Source organism: Hypericibacter terrae (assembly GCF_008728855.1).
Classification (GTDB): domain Bacteria; phylum Pseudomonadota; class Alphaproteobacteria; order Dongiales; family Dongiaceae; genus Hypericibacter; species Hypericibacter terrae.
This window is the reverse complement of record NZ_CP042906.1, coordinates 1110407-1128047: the sequence shown is the minus strand read 5'-3', so window position 1 is coordinate 1128047 and position 17641 is coordinate 1110407. Positions and strand designations below refer to the sequence as shown.

Sequence of the window (17641 nt, the reverse complement as noted above, 5' to 3'; positions counted from 1 at the left end):
CCGTGTGATCCAGGGCGGAACTATGCCTTCTTCACGAGTATCCCTGCCATGCGTCACTCTTCGTCACCTATCCGGTTTGTCATCGCCGTTGCCGCCTTGCTGAGCCTGGGCGCCTGCGCCTCCGAGGCTCCCGTCGGGCCCAGCCTTCCGGTCATGCCGGGCGACGGCAAGACCCTGAGCCAGTTCAACCAGGACGACATCGTCTGCCGGCAATTCGCCGGCCAGCGGATCGGCGCGTCGCCGGGCGCCGCCGCCAATCAGTCGGGCGTCGCCACCGCTGCCGTGGGCACGGCGGTCGGGGCCGCCGCGGGCGCGCTGATCGGCACGGCGGCGGGCAATCCCGCGGCGGGCGCCGCCATCGGCGGCGGGGCGGGCCTCTTGACGGGATCGGCCGTCGGTATCGGCAACGCCAACGAAGCGGCCGGCGATGTGCAGCAGCGTTACGACCTTGCCTATCAGCAATGCATGGCCACGAGCGGCAACAAGACCTCGATCACCATGGCGCCACCGCCTCCCGCGCCCCCGCCGCAGACGGCCTATTACGAGCCAGCGCCCGTTCCTCCACCCGCGCCGGTCTATGTCTATCCGGCGCCGTCTTATTATTACCCGCCTTATCCCTATTACGCGCCCTACGGCTATTACTACCCGCGCCCCTATCCCCGCTATTACTACCCGGCGCCCTTCTGGGGGCCGCGATTCTCCTTCTATTTCGGCGGCGGTGGCGGGAACGGCTATCACCACTACCACCATTGAGGCCCGGCCCGGGGGAAGGGCGTCAGGCTTCGCCCGCCCGGATCGCGCGCCAGGCGCCGACGATCGCGCCAACGGCGCGATCGGCTTCGGCCTCGGTGGTGTACCAGGAGATGACGGAGAGGCGCATGATCCAGCGGCCCTTCCATTGGGCGCCGGCCGCAAAGCAGGTGCCGTCCCTCTGAACCCGTTCGATCACCCGGCGGGTCAGATCGTCGCCTGAAGGCCCGTCGCCGCCGAACCTGACCACGATTTGGTTCAGCTCGACCCGATTGAGCACAGCGATGCCCGCTTCGGCGCCGAGCGCCTCGGCCATCCGGCGCGCGATCCGGCAATGCCGTGCCACCATCTGCGCGACGCCGTCCCGCCCCAGCGCCTGAATCATCGCCCAGACGGGAAAGGCGCGCGCCCGCCGCGAGAGCTCCGGCACATAGTCGGCAGGAATACGCTCGCCCGCCGACAAAGCCGGCAGATAACTGGCGGTGATCGTCATGGCGCGGCGATGCGCTTCGGCATCGCGTACGATGGCGAAACCGCAATCGTAAGGCAGCTGCAGCCATTTATGGCCGTCGGTGGCCCAGGAGTCGGCGGCCTCGAGCCCCTGCACCAGCGACGCCGTCTCGGGACAGGCGCGTGCCCAGAGGCCGAAGGCGCCATCGATATGCAGCCAGGCCTTCCGCCGGTGGCCGATCGCCGCGATCTCCCCGATCGGATCGAAGGCGCCGCTGTTGACATGGCCTGCTTGTGCGATCGCGATGACGGGCCCCTCGGTCCGCGCCATCGCCGTCTCGAAAGCCCGGAGCTCCATCCGGCCCTGATCGTCCACCGGCAGGCGGGTGACCCGGTGATGTCCCAGGCCCAGGAGCTGCAAGGCGGCAAAGACGGAGGCATGGGCTTCTTCGCCGAGAATGACCTGGATCGGCGGCGCGCCGAACAGCCCGTCGGCATCGGCGTCCCAGCCCGCCCGCCGCAGCATCTCGCCGCGCGCAGCCGCGAGACAGGTCAGGTTCGCCATCGTCGCGCCGGTGACGAAGCCGACGGAACATTCGCGCGGCAGATCGAGCAGTTCCAGCAGCCAGCCCGCCGCAATCTCTTCGCAAGCCGCGACCGCCGGCGTGGGCGTGTGCCCCGCCGCGTTCTGCCCCCAGGCGCTGGTGAGCCAGTCGGCGGCGACGCCGGCAGGATGCGAGGCGCCGATCACCCATCCGAAGAAACGCGGCCCGGCCATGGCAGCGAGGCCGGGGTCGGCCCGAGCGACCAGGTCCTCGATGACATCGATACCGTCCCTGCCCTGCGCCGCCAGGGGCCCTGCAAAAGCCTGACGCATGTCGCCTAAGCTCTTCCGCGGCCGCTGCGGGCGCGTGGCGAGAGAACGCCGGAACTCGATGGCATGCTTTGCCGCCCGATCGAGCATGAGCTCGTCCGCGGCGCTCCAGCCGGCCGGCATCGCGCTTCCCTTCCCGGCCGTCTCGCGGGGATCGGTCATCGTCAAGACTCCCTCATCGCCATCACGTCAGCCGTCGCGGCCGATCGCGGTGAGCTCGGCGATCTTCCTGGCATGCGCGACCGCGGCCCGACCGCCGGTGGTCTGCGTCAGGAGGTCGAGCGTCTCGTCATCGTCCTCGCCCACCGGCGTCAGCGCGCGATCCGTATAGGACCCCGCCGCAGGATCGCGGGCGATCGCACGGCGCAGCCACAGCAGCCGGGCGATCATGCCCACGATGACCGCATGCTTGCCCAGGGTCTCCAGGACGAAGCGGGGCCAAAACCGCCAGGCGCTCTCGCGCGGCAGCCCGGGGCGGCGCTCGGACGGCCGCTTGAGCCGGAGGAGTCCGCCCTGGAGCGGATGCAAATTCTCGAGCCGGACCGTGGTCGAAAAATTGACCAGGAGCTTGATGAGGCTGCCGATCGGCACGCCCGTCGCGGCCGCGCGGCGCAGCAAGGTCTCCATATGCTCCGGCGTATAATAGAGCGACCAGGCCTCGCGATAGATGCCCTCCCATTCCGCCCGGCTCATTCTCGGATGCGCTGTGCAGACATGCTCGACGTCGTAATTGTTGAGATCGGCGTCCATCGCGACATTGTTCTTCCACAGGGTCTGATGATCCTCCGAGCCCGGCAGCGGCGTCAGGCAGAAGAACTCGATGATGTCGAGCGGCAGCTCCTCCTGGATGATCGCGATGTCGCGCCGGATCGTCGCCGGCGTGTCCGCGGGAAACCCAAGGATGTAGCCCGCCAGCGTGATGATGCCCTGCGCCTTCCAGGCCAGCAGCATCCGGCGATATTCGGTGATCTTGTTCTGGCGCTTCTTGGCGGCCGCGAGATTGTCGGGGTTGACGTTCTCCAGCCCGATGAAGACGCGGGTGACGCCGGCCCGTTTCGCCTTCACGATGAAGTTCGGGATCTTGTGGCAGAGCGTGTCCACCTGGATCATCAGGCCGAGGGGAATGCCGCCCTTCTCGCGCAACTCGATCAGGCGGTCGAAGATCGCCTCCCACTCGCGGTTGCGGGCGAAATTGTCGTCGGTGATGAAGAATTTGTGGATGCCCTGCGCCCAGTTGAGGCGCACCAGCTTCTCGACATCGTCGGCCGAGCGGAATCGCGACTTGCGGCCCTGCACATTGATGATGGTGCAGAAGGAGCATTGATAGGGGCAGCCGCGGCCGGCGTCGAAGCTGGTGCTGAATCCGAGCGTGCGCTGCACATATTGTTTCGGCATGAAGGGCACGGGCGTGCCTTCCATCGCCGGCAGATCCTTCATGAAATCGTAGAGCGGCGCCAGCCGGCCCGCGGCGGCGTCGCGCAGCACGAGATCGAGCCGTCCCTCGGCCTCGCCGGCGAACATGGCGATGCCCATCTCGCGGCATTCGTCCAGCCCCACCGCGTGCCCGTCCAGCATCGCCAGGCAGCCCGAGACATGGAACCCGCCCATGGCGACGGGAATCCCCGCCGCCCGGAAGGGGCGCGCGATGTCGAGGGCGCGCGGATACTGGTTCGACTGGACGCCGACCAGCGCCACCAGCCCGAAACCGCCCTGCCGCCGGAAACGGTCCAGCAATGACGGCAGGTCGATCCGGCTGTTGGTCTCGTCGATGACCGCGATGTCGATCTCGACATCGGGCCCGAGCACGCGCCGCCCGGCGCAGTCGGCCGCGATGCCGTAGACGGCGGCGAGAGAATTGGACGGGATCATCGCCCGCCACCAGCGAATGACATAGCCGTCGTCGTCGTAATGCGACGGCTTGATCAGGACCAGCTGGAAGCGGCGCTTCGCGGCCACGGGGATCCGTTCCAAGGGTGGAAAGCGCCAGCCTAGCATCCCCGGCGGCGGCAATCGCTGCCTTGCAATGTCCCTCGGTGGCCACGGCAGGCGCTCACGGTTGGGAAGATCAAACTGTCCATAGGTGAACAACCTATTTAACCTTGACCCTGATCCGTCGTTCCAGTTAACTGGACCTAAGCGCATGGGCTTGGCGACCGGCATCGATGCCGGCGGGGCTGTGAGAGCCCTCGTCCAAGCGGCCATCTGGCGCTGCGGGAGGCTGGGCATTGATGCGTCGGTCCGATGGTCCCAAAGCTGAGCGTCTCGTCGAGATCGACATTCCCGATCGCAATATCGCGCCGATGCCTGCCCGCGCCGCGGCGCCGGGCCAGAGGAGCTCACTGCTTTGACAACAGGGCGGCGCATTCCGATGCCGCCCGCGCTCGCCGGAGCTCGGTTCCCATGAGCCAGGAACGCCTGCCTGCCGGCCTCGAGCTCTCGACCTCGTCCGGCGCGGACGCGCCGGGAAGCCTCGCCGCGGCGATGGCGCGGATCACCGCCTACTGGGACGACGAATGCGCGCGCGATCTCGACAAGCTCATGACGCATTTCACCCGCGACGCCGAAGTGATCACGCCCGACGGTGCGTACCGCGGTCATGAGGCGGTCGCGGCGCTCTATCAAAAGAGCTTCGACAGTTTTCCGGGCCTCAAGGTCGATGTGAAGGCGGGCTTCGCGGGCCAGGGCGCGCACTGCGTCGAGTACCGTGCGGTGCTCACCGATACCGCCAACAATGACTGGCTGGTCGAGGGTATCAACCTGATGCGACTGGAACGCGGATTGATCTGCAGTCTGCGTTCCTTCGAGGACGCGCCGCGCCGGCTTCCGGCCGGAGGTACTTGACGAGGATCGAGGGCGATCGAGAGGCGGAAAAAGACCGATGACCGTAGAAATCGGCCCGCATCGACTGGGGTAAACGGCTTAGCGGCTCGCTATGTCCGACGCTGCATTCGTCTGCGCTGTGACGCAAACGACAAGGGGGAAGAAAGCTATGGCAAGCAACAACGCAAACCGAGGCTCGACCGGTTTCGTCGAGGCGAAGGGCAAGGACTACGTCGCCGTCACCGACCTGAAGCCGGGCGCCGTCGGGCTCGCCGGCGCGGTCATGCAGAACATCACGCACATCGCACCCGCGATCGCCGCGTTCTTCTTCACCCAGACGCTGGTCAGTTTTGCGGGCGGACAGGCGCCGCTCGCCTATCTCATCGGCCTCATCGTCGTGATCCCGCTCGGCGTCTGCCTGATGGAGCTCGCCAGGAAATTCCCGTCGGCAGGCGGGTACTTCACCTATGTCAGCCGCACGCTGGGGCCATCGATGGGCTTCCTCACCGGCTGGGTGTTCGTGCTCTATTCGCCCGTGGTGGCGGGGCCGTCGCTCGCCGTGCTGGGGCAGATCCTGCAGGACGAACTCGCCGCGAACTACGGCATCACCTTCCATTGGTGGTATGCGGTGGTCATCGGCATTCCGCTGGTGGCCTGGGCCGGCTACACCGGCATCTCGTTCTCGATCAAATGGATCGTGGTCGTCGGTCTGGCGGAATTCCTGATCGTGCTGGCGCTCGGCCTCACCGGCCTCGCCGATCCGGGCCCGGGCGGCTTCACCTTTGCGGTCTTCACCACATCGTTTAATCCCGGCGGCCTCGCGACAACCTCCGGATTCTTCATCGTGGTGGTCCTCACGGTGCAGGGGTTGACCGGATGGGAGGCTGCGGTGCCGCTGGCCGAGGAAACCGAGAATCCCCGGCGCAACGTGCCGCGCTCGATCATGGCGTCGATTCTGATCATCGGCGTCATGCTGGTGATCGCGCAGTGGGGCCAGGTCGTCGGCTGGGGCGTTGACGACCTGCCGAACCTGAAGACGTCAGCGAAAGTCCCGGGCCTGGTGATCGCGCACCGTGTCTGGGGCGGCATGTGGTGGCTGACCTTGCTCGCCATGATCACGTCGGTCCTGGGCGCCAGCCTCGCCTGCCAGAACGTCGCGACCCGCATGTGGTACAGCATGGGCCGCGTCGGCGTGCTGCCGCGTGCCTTCGGCAAAGTCCATTCGACACGCAAGACTCCGACCACCGCCGTGACCGCGCAGCTCATTCTGTCGGTCGTGCTCGGCTTCGGCGGGCCGGCGCTTCTGGGCGGCCCATGGCCCTTCTTCATCTTCCTGATCGCCTTCGTGCTGGTGCTCGGCGTGATCTTCGTCTACGTGGCGGCCAACGTCGGCCTCGTGGTCTACTTCTGGACCAAGGCGCGCAGCGAGTTCAACTGGATCAAGCACTTCATCTTCCCGGTCGGGACCAGTCTCGTGCTGATCTACTCGATCTACGCCGCCTTCGTGCCGCTGCCGGCGCCGCCCAACAACTGGACTCCGCTGGTTGCGCTGATCTGGCTCGGCCTGGGCATCGCCATCATCGTCTGGAAGAAGGCGACGGGCGACGAGGCCTGGCTGACGAAGACCGCCGAAGTCATCGGTGAGCGCGAAGACATCGAGCACCACCACCCGCTCTGAAGACAACGACAGCAACAGCCACTGGGGGAAACGCGATGGAGTTGCCGAAGAAGACGCCGGTCCGTTCCTACAAGACCGAGTTCAAGAAGAACGAGTCGCCGCTCTCGGAAGGGGGGCTGTGGCTCAACGGACGCAAGGACGGCATCGATTGGTGCGACGTCCTGGTGAAGGACGGCGTCGCCTTCGGCGAAGTCTCGCGCAACCAGGTGGCGGAACGCCGCGCCGAGCAGGCCAGTCTCGGCGCAGGTGCGGTCGAGGGCGGCGCGCCGGTCGGCGACTATGACGACCCCACCGCCGTCCTGACCGGACAATGGGGACCGAACCAGTATGGCAAGGTGAAGGTCTTCAGCCGGAACCAGACGAACAAGGTGTTCCAAGAGGTGCAGATCCGCTTGCGCCACAACATGAAGGCCAACTTCTGCAACGGCTACGAGGTGTTCTTCCGTGTGCTCGATACCGACGAAGGGTATGCCGAGATCGTGCGGTGGAACGGTCCGGTCGGCGGCTGGACCTCCTTGAAGAAACTGATCGGCAAGAAATACGGCGTGAGGGACGGCGCCATCATCGAAGCGTCGATCGTCGGCAACGTCATCACCGGTTATCTCAACGGCGTGGCGATGATCTCGGTGGTCGACGACAACATCAAGTCGGGCGCCCCCGGGATCGGCTTCAACTTCGGCGTCGGCACGACCAATGCCGACCACGGCGTGCGATCCTTCGAGGTGCATACCTACGATTGACCGGCAGATCCGGCATCGAAGGCGCGGGGCGAGAGCCCCGCGCCGCTGCCGTTTCAATGGAGATTGATGATGACGCGACAGCTGACCCCCGCCGCCCCCGTCTCCCTTGCGGCATTCGACAAGATGTTCGAGAGCATCAAGAACTGGGGCAAGTGGGGCGAGGACGACGAGCTCGGCACCCTCAACTACATCACGCCGGCGAAGATCGCCGCCGCCGCGGCGCTGGTGCGCAAGGGCCGCTCGGTCTCGATGGCGATCCCGATCAACAAGCAGGCCGGCCCCGACAATCCGAACCCCGCCGTGCATCTGATGTCGCTGATGCACGACATCCCCATCAGCAAGAGCGGGCTCTCCTTCGGCATGTGCTATCTCGCCATGGCGAGTCACGGCGATTGCCACACCCATGTCGATGCGCTCAACCACGTCGCCTACAAGGGCAAGCTCTATAACGGCAAGCCGGCCGAGCTGCTGACCTCGCGCGGCTCGGACTGGGGTAGCATCGCCGCCTATTACCACGGCATCGTCGGCCGCGGCGTGCTGCTCGACGCGGCGCGCCATCGCAAGGTCGATTGGCTCGAGCCCGGCGAGGCGGTGACGCGCGCCGAGCTGGAGGCGATCGAGAAGGAGCAGGGCGTGCGCCTGGGCGAGGGCGACATTCTCGTCTTCCGCACCGGCCATCACAAACGGCGCCTCGCGCTCGGCCCCTGGAGCAACGACTACCCGCCGGCCGGCCAGGGCAAGGCGGGGCTGCATGTGGACACCATCCCCTGGATGCATGAGCGGAAGATCGCGGCCTTCCTGCCCGACGGCGACGGCGAGACCGTGCCGAGCAATGTCGAGGACATGCCCTACCCGATCCACGCGCTGCAGCTGACCTCGATGGGCATGCTGGTCTCCGACAGCCTGCAGCTGGAAGAGCTCCACCAGGCCTGCGAGGAAGAGAAGCGCTGGGAATTCATGGTGGTCGGGTTGCCGCTCCGCCTGCCGGGCGCCACGGGTTGCCCGTGGAACCCGATCGCCCTGTTCTGATCGTTACGGAGATAGGAGACGCAGATGGAGCGCCGGTTCGCTGGCAAGGTCGCGCTCGTGACGGGCGCCACGACGGGCATCGGCCAGGCCACGGCGGTTCGGCTCGCCTCGGAAGGGGCGCTGGTCGCCGTCAACCGCAAGCCCGATCTCGACGCCGATGAGACCCTCGGCTTGATCAAGGCGGCGGGCGGCCAGGCGTTCGACGTCGCCGCCGACATGCGCGACCCGAAGCAGGTCCGGGCCATGGTCGCCGCGGTGGCGAAGCGAGGAGGACGCCTCGACTATGTCGTCTCCAACGCCGCGATCAATCCCTTCATGCCGTGGGACCAGACCTCGGACGAGGCCTTCGACAATCTGTTCGAGACCAATGTGCGCGGCGCCTGGGTGGTCTGCACCGAGGGTGCCCGCCAGATGATCGCCGAGGGCCATGGCGGCGCCATCGTCATGATCAGCTCGATCTCGGCCCATGTCGGAGCGCCCACCCAGGTCGCCTATTGCGGCACCAAGGGTGCCATCAGCATGCTGGGCAAGGCGCTGGGGGCCGTACTCGGCAAGCATGGCATCCGCGTCAATGTCATCGAACCCGGGGCTGTCCAGACCAATATGAGCGCCGGCCTGCTCGACGACCCGCCGGCGCTGAAATATTACCAGGAGCGCATCGCGCTGGGCCGCATCGGCAAGCCCTCGGAACTCGCCGCCAGCATCGCCTTCCTGCTGTCGGACGATGCCAGCTACGTCACCTCGGCGGCACTGCTGGTGGATGCCGGCTTCATCGTCAACGCCGAGCTCTGATCCGTCATCGCGCCTCGGCGACGAAGATCCGCACCGTGCCTTCGATCGAGCGATTGGGTTCGAGCACCCGGACGCCGTGGCTCGGAACTCCGGCGGTCATGCGGTTGAAGCCGTCATTGGCGTTGCTCACGGGCTCGACGCAGACATAGGGGTAATCCCAGGCGCTGTAGATCTGCATCTTGTCGAGCACGCCGTCGGCCTCGATCACGGTGCGGAACCCATCGGGGGCGATGATCTCCGCCGTCCCGTCCCAGCCTTCATAGAGACGGTCGACGACCATCTCCGACATGTCCGGGCCGTTGCCGAAATCGAGGCCCTCGATCAAGGGCTGGCAGCCGAGCCCGATCGCCTCGGGCGCATCGGGCGGCCAGACGCCGAGGGAGTGAAAACGCAATCGCGTGCCGGGATGTTTTGGAAAATAGGGATGGATGCCGAGCCCGGCCGGCATCGGCCGGTGATCGCGCGAGGTGATCCGCAGGAGAATGGAGAGGCCCGCCGCCGACAGCGAGTAGCGGACGAGGCCGCGATACCGGAAGGGAAAGGTCCCCGGCGTCGGCTCATGCGTCATCGCCAGCTCGAGCGTGTCGCCGCTCCGGTCGAGAATCCCGAAGGGCGAAATCCATGACTCGCCATGCGTGGCCGTCGGCTCCTCCGGAACGTTGCGGACCAGCGGATAGCTCACGCCGCCGAAGATGAAACCCTCCCCGAACAGGGGCCCGGAATAGGGCATCAGCGGAAAGCCCGCGAAGCCATAGTTGGTCGGCCGCGCGAGGGCCGCATCCGACGCCGGCCGCAGCACATCGCGGCCGGCATAGCGGAACGACACCATGCGCGCGCCGAAACCCGGCGCCACGGTCAAGGCGTAGGGACCCTTCTCGAGCGCGACGAGCGGCCCCGTTTCGGTGGGTTGGCGATAACGCGGGCTCATTCGTCCGGCAACCTTATGGTCCCGTCGATGACGAGGCTGCTTTCGCCGGCGATGGCGACCAGCTCGCCCTTGTCCTCGCACCACAGGTCGCCGCCCCGCGGCGAGAGGTGGCGGCTGTGAATCCGCTTCTTGCCCCGCCGTTCGGCCCAATAGGGAACGATGATGCGATGGGCCGTGCCGCAGACGGGATCCTCGGGCAGGCCCACCTTCGGCGCGAAGACGCGGATGACGATATCGGACTCGGAATCGCCCGGTGCTGTGGCGATCACGGCGTTCCGGTCGAAGGCCGAGACGCGCGCCAGGTCCGGCCGCAGCCGGGCGATCACGGCGGGATCCTCGAAGATCGCGACATAGCCGAAGGGCGCCACCCAGGTCTCCAGCGGGCGCGCGCCGAGGGCGGCCGCCATCTCCTCGACGCGGTCGATCCGGCTTCCCGGCATGACCGGAAAGTCGATGGAAATGCGGTTGCCTTCGATATGGGCGGCGCGGCTGTCGCCATTGGCCAGATGAAAGATGACCGAACGCGGCGGCGGGCCTTTGCCGGCGGCGGGTTCGGCCCGGAGGACGACATGCGCAGCGGCCAGGGTCGCGTGGCCGGCCCCCGCGTGCGGCCCGGCCGTGGTGAAAAATCGGAGCGGGGTATCCAGTCCGGAAGGCTCGCCCAGGACCGCGACGATGTCGGTGCGCAGGATCGCGCAGGCCGTCGTCAGGACCTGGTCGGAGGCGTCGCGCGCGCCGCTCAGCACGAAAGCGGGATTGCCGTGCCGCGCATCCGTCGCGAAGGTGACGACCTGGAAGAGGTTGGCTTTCGACGCCATCAGGTTTTCAGCGGTTTATAGGCCACGACCTTCATCTCGACCTTGCAGGCGAACATGAAGCGCATCGGGAAGATCGACCGGACCGGCGGATCCGCCTTGAAATAGGTCTTGTAGATCGCGTTGAAGGGAACGAAGTCGCGCGGGTCGGTCAGCCAGCATTCGCAGTTGACGACATCGTCGAGCGTGCAGTCTGCGACCGCCAGCGCTTCCTTGATGAAGCCGAAGGTGCGGTGAATCTGTTCCTCGAGGCCCATCGACTTGTTGCCCGTGCCGTCGTCGATGATGTTGCCCGCGTCGTCATAGGTGAGATTGGCGGGGTTGAAGAGCCAGGGACCGAAGGCGGAGGTGAAGATGAAATCGCCGGCCCGGATGGTCTTCGAGATCGGCACGGCATGATCGATCGGATAGGCTTTTTTCATCGCTTTATTCCCCTGATGGCGGGCCCCTAATAGCGGGCCCTGATCGGCCAGATGTCGACGACCTCGTCTCCGCGCACCACATGGAAGGCGCCATAGAGATTGACGGTCGGGTCGCAATGCGAGGTGAGAAACTCGACGGTCGCACCGAGCTTGGGTCCCCCGCCGCCCTCGAAATCCAGGGCGCCATGCTCGTCGCCCATGAAGCGGAAGCTGGCCCCGGGCGGGCCGCCGCGCAGCGCGACGGGCTTGCCGCTGTCGGCGGCGAAGGCCTTCCAGCCGGCATTCACCACCACCCGTCCCGGCTTGTTCGCCGACACGACGGTCGCGGCCACGAACAGCGACGGGACGAAGGGATTGTCGTTCTCGGAAATGCTGACCGCGCTGTAGCAGGAATCCATGAAGAGATAGGAGCCCGGCTGGATTTCCGTGAACAGGCCGGTCGCGGCGTCGATGCGGTGGCTGCCGGTGCCGCCGCCGCTGACGATCGCCGGCGGCAAGCCGGCCGAAGTCAGCGCCGCGATCACGGCGCGCACCCGCTCGGTCTGGATCGCGATCAGGCGCGCCCGTTCGGCGAACGGGCTGACATGCTGGAGATTGCCCCAATAGGCTTGGATCCCCGCATAGGTCAGGGCCGGTGCCGCCTCGATCTGCCGCGCCAGCGCCACCGCATCCGGGATTTCCGCGCAGCCCGTGCGGCCCATGCCGACATCGATGTCGACGACCACGTCCAGGGTTCGTCCGGCTCCCGCCGCCACGGCCGCGAGCTGCGCGACCGACGCCGGATGATCGGCGACGACGGCGATATCGGCACCGCGCAGAAGCAGCCTGTGCAACCGCTCGATCGCATCGGACGAGGTCAGGGGCGCCGTGACGAGGATGCCGCCGATCCCGCCCAGCGCCATGGTCTCGGCTTCGCCGATGGTGGCGCAGGACGCGCCGATCGCGCCGGCGGCCATGATCCGCTGCGCGATCTCCACGCATTTGTGGGCCTTGGCGTGGGGTCGCAGCTTGACGCCCAGGGCGGCGGCGGCGTCCCGCATCGAGGCGATATTGCGATCGAGGATATCGATGTCGACCAGGAGCGCAGGCGTGGGAACATCGGACCGGCGCATGAATGCTCAGCCTCCCCAGATGCCGGGAGACCGATTCGGCGGGCGATTTTCCAACCGCTTCCGGCCCCGATGCCCCTCGGCCGCCAAGCCCATGGCGCCGGTTCAGTAAACTGGATCGAGGGGTTGGGGTCAAGGATAAATAGGTTGAATACCTATTGACAGTTTGTTTCTTTTGCGCGAATTGCTGCGAGGTCACGCCCGCGCCCGCGAGATCGGAATTGTCGCCAGAGGGGATGCCCATCATTTTGATGGCGTGACCGCAATGGAGACACCCATGTCCACGATGCCTCTGGGCCGGCGAAAGCGGGCGGACGAGATCGCCGAGCATATCGAGCGCGCCATCTCCACCGGCGAGTTCAAGGAGGGCGCCCAGATGCCTTCCGAGAAGGAGCTGGCGGAGCGCTTCGGCGTCGGCCGCCCCTCGGTGAGGCAGGCGCTGTTCACGCTGCAGCAGCAGGGTCTGGTCGAGATCACCAGCGGCACGCGCGCGCGCGTGACGGCGCCCTCGGGGAAATTCCTCACCGGCCAGCTGGCCAGCCTGATCGCCCGCATGACGTCGACCGGCCAGGGCCAGGAACATATGGAACAGACCCGCCTGCTCTTCGAGGCGGGCGTGGCCTGGCAGGCGGCCCGGGTCGCCACCGACGAAGATATCCGGCGCCTGAAGGCGGCGCTCGATGCCAATGCCGCGGCCATCGGCAATACCGGCCTGTTCGTCCGGACCGATGTGGCGTTCCACGCCGAGCTGACGGTCATCACCCGCAACCCCGTGTTTTCCGGCGTCCACGACGCCCTGGTCGGCTGGCTGGTCGACCAGCGCACGACGACGATTCACATGCCCGATGCCGACAGGTTCTCGGTGCGCGATCACACCGCCATCTACGAGGCGGTGGCGGCGCGCGATCCCATGCGCGCCTTCCACGAGATGACCAGCCATCTGCGGCTGATCAGCGAGTTCTATCGCGAATCGAAGCGGCTCTCCGACGAGATCCTGCGCCAGGTCGCGCGCGACGTGGCCGGCCGGATCGACCGCGAGCGGGAATCCATGTGGGCCTCGGGCCCCAGGGCCGCGAACGAGCCGGGCAAGCCGCCGGAAGCCGTGACCGGGAAGAGTAAGGCGGGCCGGCGGTCGAAAGACGCGTGACAGCCGTGGCCGAAGCGCGGCGCGGCGGCGAAGACTGAGGCAGGCAGGGGGAAACGGGCGGTGACCACAATTGTTCTCGGCGCGGGCGCGGTCGGCACGGCCACCGCCTGGTACCTGCGGAAATCCGGTCACGAGGTGGTGCTGGTCGAGCGCCAGGCGGAAGCGGCGATGGAGACCAGCTGGGGGAATGGCGGCATCATCCATGCCAGCGAGGTCGAGCCCTGGTCCCAGCCCGGCATGCCGACCAAGATCATCAAATGGCTCGGCCAGGAAAATGCGCCGATGCTGCTGCGCTACGGCGCCATTCCGCACATCATAGGCTGGGGCATCGAGTTCGCCCGCAACTGCACGCCGGAGCGCTTCCGGGAGAACGCGAAGTCGAATCTCCATCTGGCGCTTCATTCGCTCAAATCCCTGCAGGAGATCGGCGCGGAGACCGGGATCGATTACGACCGCGCCACGCGCGGCGTCCTCAAGATCTACCGTTCGAAGGAATCGCTCGAGGGCGCGCAGCGCTCCAGCGACTTCCTGGCGCAACATGGCCTGCTCTATGAGCGGGTCGATGCCGACCGCTGCGTGGCGATCGAGCCGGCCTTGAAGGACACGAGATCCACCCTCGCCGGCGCGCTCTATTTCGCGCGCGACGAGGTCGGCGATTCCAACAAGTTCGCCCAGGGGCTGGCCGCCGCCTGCGCTGCGCGCGGCGTGCAATGCCGCTTCAACGAGACGGTCAAGACGATCGAGACCGGCGGCGGTCGGGTGCAGGGTGTCGTCACCGACAAGGGGAGGATCGCGGCCGACCGCGTCGTCGTCGCCCTGGGCAGCTTCACGGCGCCGATGCTCGCCCGGAACGGCATCCGCGTGCCGATCTATCCGGTGAAGGGCGTCTCGATCACCTTCAAGCGCGCCGGCTGGAACGGCGCGCCGACGGTGCCGGTGATCGACGACAGCAAGCTGTTCGGGCTGGTGCCGATCGGCGACCGCATGCGCATTTCCGGCTCGGCCGAGATCACCGGCTATGACGCCACGCCTGCGATGGCGCGGGCCGAGGCCATCATCGCCAATGCCAGCTTCACCTTCCCCGAGATGACGCGCCATTTCGACATCAGGACGTCGAAGGTCTGGGCCGGCCTGCGACCGGTCAGCCCCTCGGGCACGCCGCTGATCGGCGAAACCCGCATCAAGGGCCTCTGGATCAATGCCGGCCATGGGCATCTCGGCTGGACGCTGTCCTGCGGCTCGGGGCGCGTGCTTGCCGACCTCGTCGACGGCCGCGATCCCGGCATTCCTCTGCCGCCTCCACAGGGCGTGGTGGTCGCGAGAGCGGCGTGAGCGGTCAGCCGGCGCTTGGCCTCACCATTCCGCTCGTCGGGATGACAAGGAAGTGATCGACGTCATGGCCGGAAAGTGCCCAGTCGCCGCTCGGATGCGCAGCCGGCCGGCTTGCATCGCGGCCGGGTCCTGGCCATATCCACGTGAACCGAGAACCGCTCGCTGGATGGAGCCACCGTATGCCGGAATATCGCAAGACTGCCGAAGCCGTCGCCGCCTTGACCGCGGAGCAATACCGCGTCACCCAGGAAAGCGGCACCGAGCGCCCCGGAACCGGGCCGCTTCTGAACAATAAAGAACCTGGAATCTATGTGGATATTGTCTCCGGCGAGCCCCTCTTCGCCTCGGCGGACAAGTTCGAATCGGGCTGCGGCTGGCCCAGCTTCACCAAGCCGATCGAGCCTGCCCATGTGAAGGAGCTGACGGACAGATCCCATGGCATGACCCGCACGGAGGTCCGTTCGAAATTCGGCGACAGCCATCTCGGCCATGTCTTCCCCGACGGGCCGCGGGATCGCGGGGGCTTGCGCTATTGCATCAATTCGGCTTCGCTCAAATTCATCCCTCGCGACCGGATGGAGGCCGAGGGCTACGGGGCCTATCTCGACCAGGTGGAGGATGTGCGATGACGCAGGAACGCGCGGTCCTGGCCGGCGGCTGCTTCTGGGGCATGCAGGATCTGATTCGCCGCTATGACGGCGTGATCTCGACCCGCGTCGGCTATACCGGCGGCGATGTGCCCAATGCCACCTATCGCAACCACGGCAGCCACGCCGAGGCCATCGAGATCCTGTTCGATCCGGCGCGGATCAGCTATCGCCGGCTGCTGGAGTTCTTCTTCCAGATCCACGACCCGACGACCTTGAACCGCCAGGGCAACGACCGGGGCTTGGGCTACCGCTCGGCAATCTTCTACACCAGCCCCGAGCAGAAGGCGGTCGCCGAAGACACCATGGCCGATGTCGACGCGTCGGGCCTGTGGCCGGGAAAGGTCGTCACCGAGGTCGTCCCCGCCGGGCCGTTCTGGGAGGCCGAACCCGAGCACCAGGATTACCTGGAGCGCATCCCCTACGGCTATACCTGCCACTTCATCCGTCCGGAGTGGAAGCTGCCGGCGCGGAAGACGGAAGCAAAGGCGAACGCCGCGGAGTAGACGAGTTCACGCAGCGCCGGGAGGTTCCTCGCGGCCGCCAGCTTCGCCGGCGCTACACCGGACACTGACGTTAACGGCCGCGACGCTGACCCTGACCTCGCTGGAGTTGAGCCGATGGAAGTCCACCAGACACTCCAGCCCGGCCCGCAGCGGCGCGGCTGTCGCACGAGGCAGCGATCGACCAGTTGTTCAAACGCATGCGGTCGTCTGGTTCAGCCCTAACCCAACAAGCGGTCAGTAATCCCAGTAGGCCGGCACCCAACGAAAGACGTCGCCGGCGGCCGCCACGCGGCCGTACGGGAACGACACGTGACAGGGCACCAGCGGCTGGCGGGTCGCCGCAAGCTCCCGCAAAAGACCGACGCGGACGCGGGCCGTCTCCTCGGGATCGGTGTCGAAGCCGTTATGCCACTCGGGGCACTCGCACCCGGGGGGGAACACGGCGTCGCCGCAGAACATGAGCCGGTCGCCGCCAGACGCCACGCGGACCACGCTGTGCCCGGGGGTGTGGCCGCCGGTGCGAGAGACGACCACCCCTGGCGCCACCTCGTACTCCGCCTCGAACAGCTGCAGCCGGTTGCGGTACTCGTCCAAGAACCGCGAGGCGACCGACCGAAGCGCGTCCTGCACCCCCGGCGGCATGGAGGTGCGGGACAAATCTGCGCCCGCCGCCCAGAACTCGACCTCGGCGGCCGCCACGTGGACCCGCAGGTCCGAACGCAGCCGGCCGCTGAACCCGTCGGCGAGCAGCCCGCCCACATGGTCCATGTGCATGTGGGTGAGCACCACGTCGGTCAGGGATTCGGGATCGATGCCGGCAGCCTCCAGTCGCAGACCCAACCGTCCGGCCCGCGGGTGGTTGTACACTCCCCCTAGCCCAGCGTCGATGAGTACGGTCCGGTCGCCGCTACGCACCACGCCCACGTTTACCGGCCAGTCGAATACTGGCGGCAGGAACATGCCGTCCAGCCAGGCCGCGAGGTCGGCCGGCTTGGCGTTTGTGGCCAACGTTGCGGCTGGCAGCAACATCACCCCGTCGCTGATCACCAGCACGTCAATCTCGCCGATCCGTATCGCGTAGCGCGACGGAACCGACTCGTCGAGGGCCGGTCTACCGTGGTGCGAGGTGTTGTCCAAGGTCATGGAGGTGTTGAGCAAGCTCATGTTTGTCTCCTGCTGACCGCCTTACCCACGGCGGTATCTTCTGTTGCTCCGCTAGTGGCGAAACCATGATCGCGCACGTACCGAGACCCCGATACTGTGCAGCCTGCTAGGCACTGCCCACCTGTGAAGCAGATAGACCTGCACTCTGGGATAAGTGCGCTGGTCGATACCAAGGGTGCAGATTCAGCAACACGATCGATATCCTCCCTGCGTATAGGTCGCTATCGCCGATCGTCAGATCTCCCTGTGCGTTGGCGTGAGCAATTCAATCTGACGTAGAGGGAATGGGCGCGCCGCGACGGTCGCACCGGCATGCTATACATGGATTTCCATGAGGTGCGGCTCGGGCGTGGCGGCAGTAGGGTGAGCCGGTGATTTCGCCAGCCCAGAAATTGACGACCAGCGATAGACTAACCGTCCGCGGTCCCTATGCTTTCC

General features: G+C 66.7%; 17 protein-coding genes. 10 read left to right on the top strand and 7 right to left on the bottom strand.

Annotated features, from left to right (window positions below; all coding sequences use genetic code 11):
• Window positions 1–48 precede the first annotated feature (48 nt).
• A complete protein-coding gene (locus FRZ44_RS05265) occupies window positions 49–753 on the top strand; it encodes a glycine zipper family protein (protein WP_151176188.1) in 705 nt (234 codons plus the stop codon).
• A gap of 22 nt (window positions 754–775) precedes the next feature.
• On the opposite strand, the gene FRZ44_RS05260 is transcribed toward FRZ44_RS05265, so the two are convergent.
• Together FRZ44_RS05260 and FRZ44_RS05255 are read right to left on the bottom strand one after the other, a co-directional pair.
• Complete coding sequence (locus FRZ44_RS05260) at window positions 776–2236, bottom strand: pyridoxal phosphate-dependent decarboxylase family protein (protein WP_225308554.1); 1461 nt, start codon at window positions 2234–2236, stop codon at window positions 776–778.
• Window positions 2237–2263: 27 nt separating this feature from the next.
• Window positions 2264–4030, bottom strand: coding sequence for a B12-binding domain-containing radical SAM protein (locus tag FRZ44_RS05255; RefSeq protein ID WP_225308553.1), 1767 nt, complete (start codon window positions 4028–4030; stop codon window positions 2264–2266).
• A 444-nt stretch (window positions 4031–4474) separates the two neighbouring features.
• On the opposite strand from FRZ44_RS05255, the gene FRZ44_RS05250 reads away from it, so the two are divergent.
• The 5 genes from FRZ44_RS05250 (at window position 4475) to FRZ44_RS05230 (ending at window position 9133) form a co-directional block, all read left to right on the top strand.
• Window positions 4475–4915 (top strand): nuclear transport factor 2 family protein, encoded by a 441-nt coding sequence (locus FRZ44_RS05250; protein WP_191908429.1) that lies wholly within the window; start codon window positions 4475–4477, stop codon window positions 4913–4915.
• A gap of 148 nt (window positions 4916–5063) precedes the next feature.
• Window positions 5064–6572, top strand: a complete 1509-nt coding sequence (locus tag FRZ44_RS05245; RefSeq protein ID WP_191908428.1) for an APC family permease — start codon at window positions 5064–5066, stop codon at window positions 6570–6572.
• A 35-nt stretch (window positions 6573–6607) separates the two neighbouring features.
• Window positions 6608–7312, top strand: a complete 705-nt coding sequence (locus FRZ44_RS05240; protein WP_151176184.1) for a hypothetical protein — start codon at window positions 6608–6610, stop codon at window positions 7310–7312.
• Window positions 7313–7378: 66 nt separating this feature from the next.
• A complete protein-coding gene (locus FRZ44_RS05235) occupies window positions 7379–8341 on the top strand; it encodes a cyclase family protein (protein WP_151176183.1) in 963 nt (320 codons plus the stop codon).
• A 24-nt stretch (window positions 8342–8365) separates the two neighbouring features.
• Window positions 8366–9133 carry an SDR family NAD(P)-dependent oxidoreductase gene (locus tag FRZ44_RS05230; protein ID WP_151176182.1) on the top strand — a complete coding sequence of 256 codons (768 nt, stop codon included), beginning with the start codon at window positions 8366–8368 and terminating at the stop codon, window positions 9131–9133.
• A gap of 4 nt (window positions 9134–9137) precedes the next feature.
• On the opposite strand, the gene FRZ44_RS05225 is transcribed toward FRZ44_RS05230, so the two are convergent.
• The 4 genes from FRZ44_RS05225 to FRZ44_RS05210 are packed head-to-tail and all read right to left on the bottom strand — an operon-like array spanning window position 9138 to window position 12410.
• Window positions 9138–10061 carry an aldose epimerase family protein gene (locus FRZ44_RS05225; RefSeq protein ID WP_151176181.1) on the bottom strand — a complete coding sequence of 308 codons (924 nt, stop codon included), beginning with the start codon at window positions 10059–10061 and terminating at the stop codon, window positions 9138–9140.
• Window positions 10058–10879 (bottom strand): PhzF family phenazine biosynthesis protein, encoded by an 822-nt coding sequence (locus FRZ44_RS05220; protein WP_151176180.1) that lies wholly within the window; start codon window positions 10877–10879, stop codon window positions 10058–10060. Before FRZ44_RS05220 ends, FRZ44_RS05225 begins: the two co-directional genes overlap by 4 nt.
• Window positions 10879–11298 carry a RidA family protein gene (locus FRZ44_RS05215; RefSeq protein ID WP_151176179.1) on the bottom strand — a complete coding sequence of 140 codons (420 nt, stop codon included), beginning with the start codon at window positions 11296–11298 and terminating at the stop codon, window positions 10879–10881. Before FRZ44_RS05215 ends, FRZ44_RS05220 begins: the two co-directional genes overlap by 1 nt.
• 26 nt (window positions 11299–11324) lie before the next feature.
• Entirely contained in the window at window positions 11325–12410 is a 1086-nt protein-coding gene (locus FRZ44_RS05210) for a DSD1 family PLP-dependent enzyme (protein WP_151176178.1), read from the bottom strand.
• A gap of 274 nt (window positions 12411–12684) precedes the next feature.
• Between FRZ44_RS05210 and FRZ44_RS05205 the strand changes: the two genes are divergently transcribed.
• From FRZ44_RS05205 to msrA, 4 genes are all read left to right on the top strand, one after another.
• Window positions 12685–13554, top strand: coding sequence for an FCD domain-containing protein (locus FRZ44_RS05205; protein ID WP_191908426.1), 870 nt, complete (start codon window positions 12685–12687; stop codon window positions 13552–13554).
• A 60-nt stretch (window positions 13555–13614) separates the two neighbouring features.
• A complete protein-coding gene (locus tag FRZ44_RS05200) occupies window positions 13615–14886 on the top strand; it encodes a D-amino acid dehydrogenase (RefSeq protein WP_151176176.1) in 1272 nt (423 codons plus the stop codon).
• Window positions 14887–15065: 179 nt separating this feature from the next.
• Entirely contained in the window at window positions 15066–15515 is a 450-nt protein-coding gene (gene msrB, locus FRZ44_RS05195) for a peptide-methionine (R)-S-oxide reductase MsrB (protein ID WP_151176175.1), read from the top strand.
• Window positions 15512–16039: a peptide-methionine (S)-S-oxide reductase MsrA gene (gene msrA, locus FRZ44_RS05190; protein WP_151176174.1), complete on the top strand. Its 528-nt coding sequence runs from the start codon at window positions 15512–15514 to the stop codon at window positions 16037–16039. Before msrB ends, msrA begins: the two co-directional genes overlap by 4 nt.
• A gap of 234 nt (window positions 16040–16273) precedes the next feature.
• On the opposite strand, the gene FRZ44_RS05185 is transcribed toward msrA, so the two are convergent.
• Window positions 16274–17203 (bottom strand): MBL fold metallo-hydrolase, encoded by a 930-nt coding sequence (locus FRZ44_RS05185; RefSeq protein ID WP_225308552.1) that lies wholly within the window; start codon window positions 17201–17203, stop codon window positions 16274–16276.
• Window positions 17204–17641: the final 438 nt, after the last annotated feature.

Coding starts and splice junctions, on each gene's coding strand:
- FRZ44_RS05265 (WP_151176188.1), top strand. CDS start 49: ATGCGTCACTCTTCGTCACCTATCCGGTTTGTCATCGCCGTTGCCGCC.
- FRZ44_RS05260 (WP_225308554.1), bottom strand. CDS start 2,236: ATGACCGATCCCCGCGAGACGGCCGGGAAGGGAAGCGCGATGCCGGCC.
- FRZ44_RS05250 (WP_191908429.1), top strand. CDS start 4,475: ATGAGCCAGGAACGCCTGCCTGCCGGCCTCGAGCTCTCGACCTCGTCC.
- FRZ44_RS05245 (WP_191908428.1), top strand. CDS start 5,064: ATGGCAAGCAACAACGCAAACCGAGGCTCGACCGGTTTCGTCGAGGCG.
- FRZ44_RS05240 (WP_151176184.1), top strand. CDS start 6,608: ATGGAGTTGCCGAAGAAGACGCCGGTCCGTTCCTACAAGACCGAGTTC.
- FRZ44_RS05235 (WP_151176183.1), top strand. CDS start 7,379: ATGATGACGCGACAGCTGACCCCCGCCGCCCCCGTCTCCCTTGCGGCA.
- FRZ44_RS05230 (WP_151176182.1), top strand. CDS start 8,366: ATGGAGCGCCGGTTCGCTGGCAAGGTCGCGCTCGTGACGGGCGCCACG.
- FRZ44_RS05225 (WP_151176181.1), bottom strand. CDS start 10,061: ATGAGCCCGCGTTATCGCCAACCCACCGAAACGGGGCCGCTCGTCGCG.
- FRZ44_RS05220 (WP_151176180.1), bottom strand. CDS start 10,879: ATGGCGTCGAAAGCCAACCTCTTCCAGGTCGTCACCTTCGCGACGGAT.
- FRZ44_RS05215 (WP_151176179.1), bottom strand. CDS start 11,298: ATGAAAAAAGCCTATCCGATCGATCATGCCGTGCCGATCTCGAAGACC.
- FRZ44_RS05210 (WP_151176178.1), bottom strand. CDS start 12,410: ATGCGCCGGTCCGATGTTCCCACGCCTGCGCTCCTGGTCGACATCGAT.
- FRZ44_RS05205 (WP_191908426.1), top strand. CDS start 12,685: ATGTCCACGATGCCTCTGGGCCGGCGAAAGCGGGCGGACGAGATCGCC.
- msrB (WP_151176175.1), top strand. CDS start 15,066: ATGCCGGAATATCGCAAGACTGCCGAAGCCGTCGCCGCCTTGACCGCG.
- msrA (WP_151176174.1), top strand. CDS start 15,512: ATGACGCAGGAACGCGCGGTCCTGGCCGGCGGCTGCTTCTGGGGCATG.
- FRZ44_RS05185 (WP_225308552.1), bottom strand. CDS start 17,203: ATGAGCTTGCTCAACACCTCCATGACCTTGGACAACACCTCGCACCAC.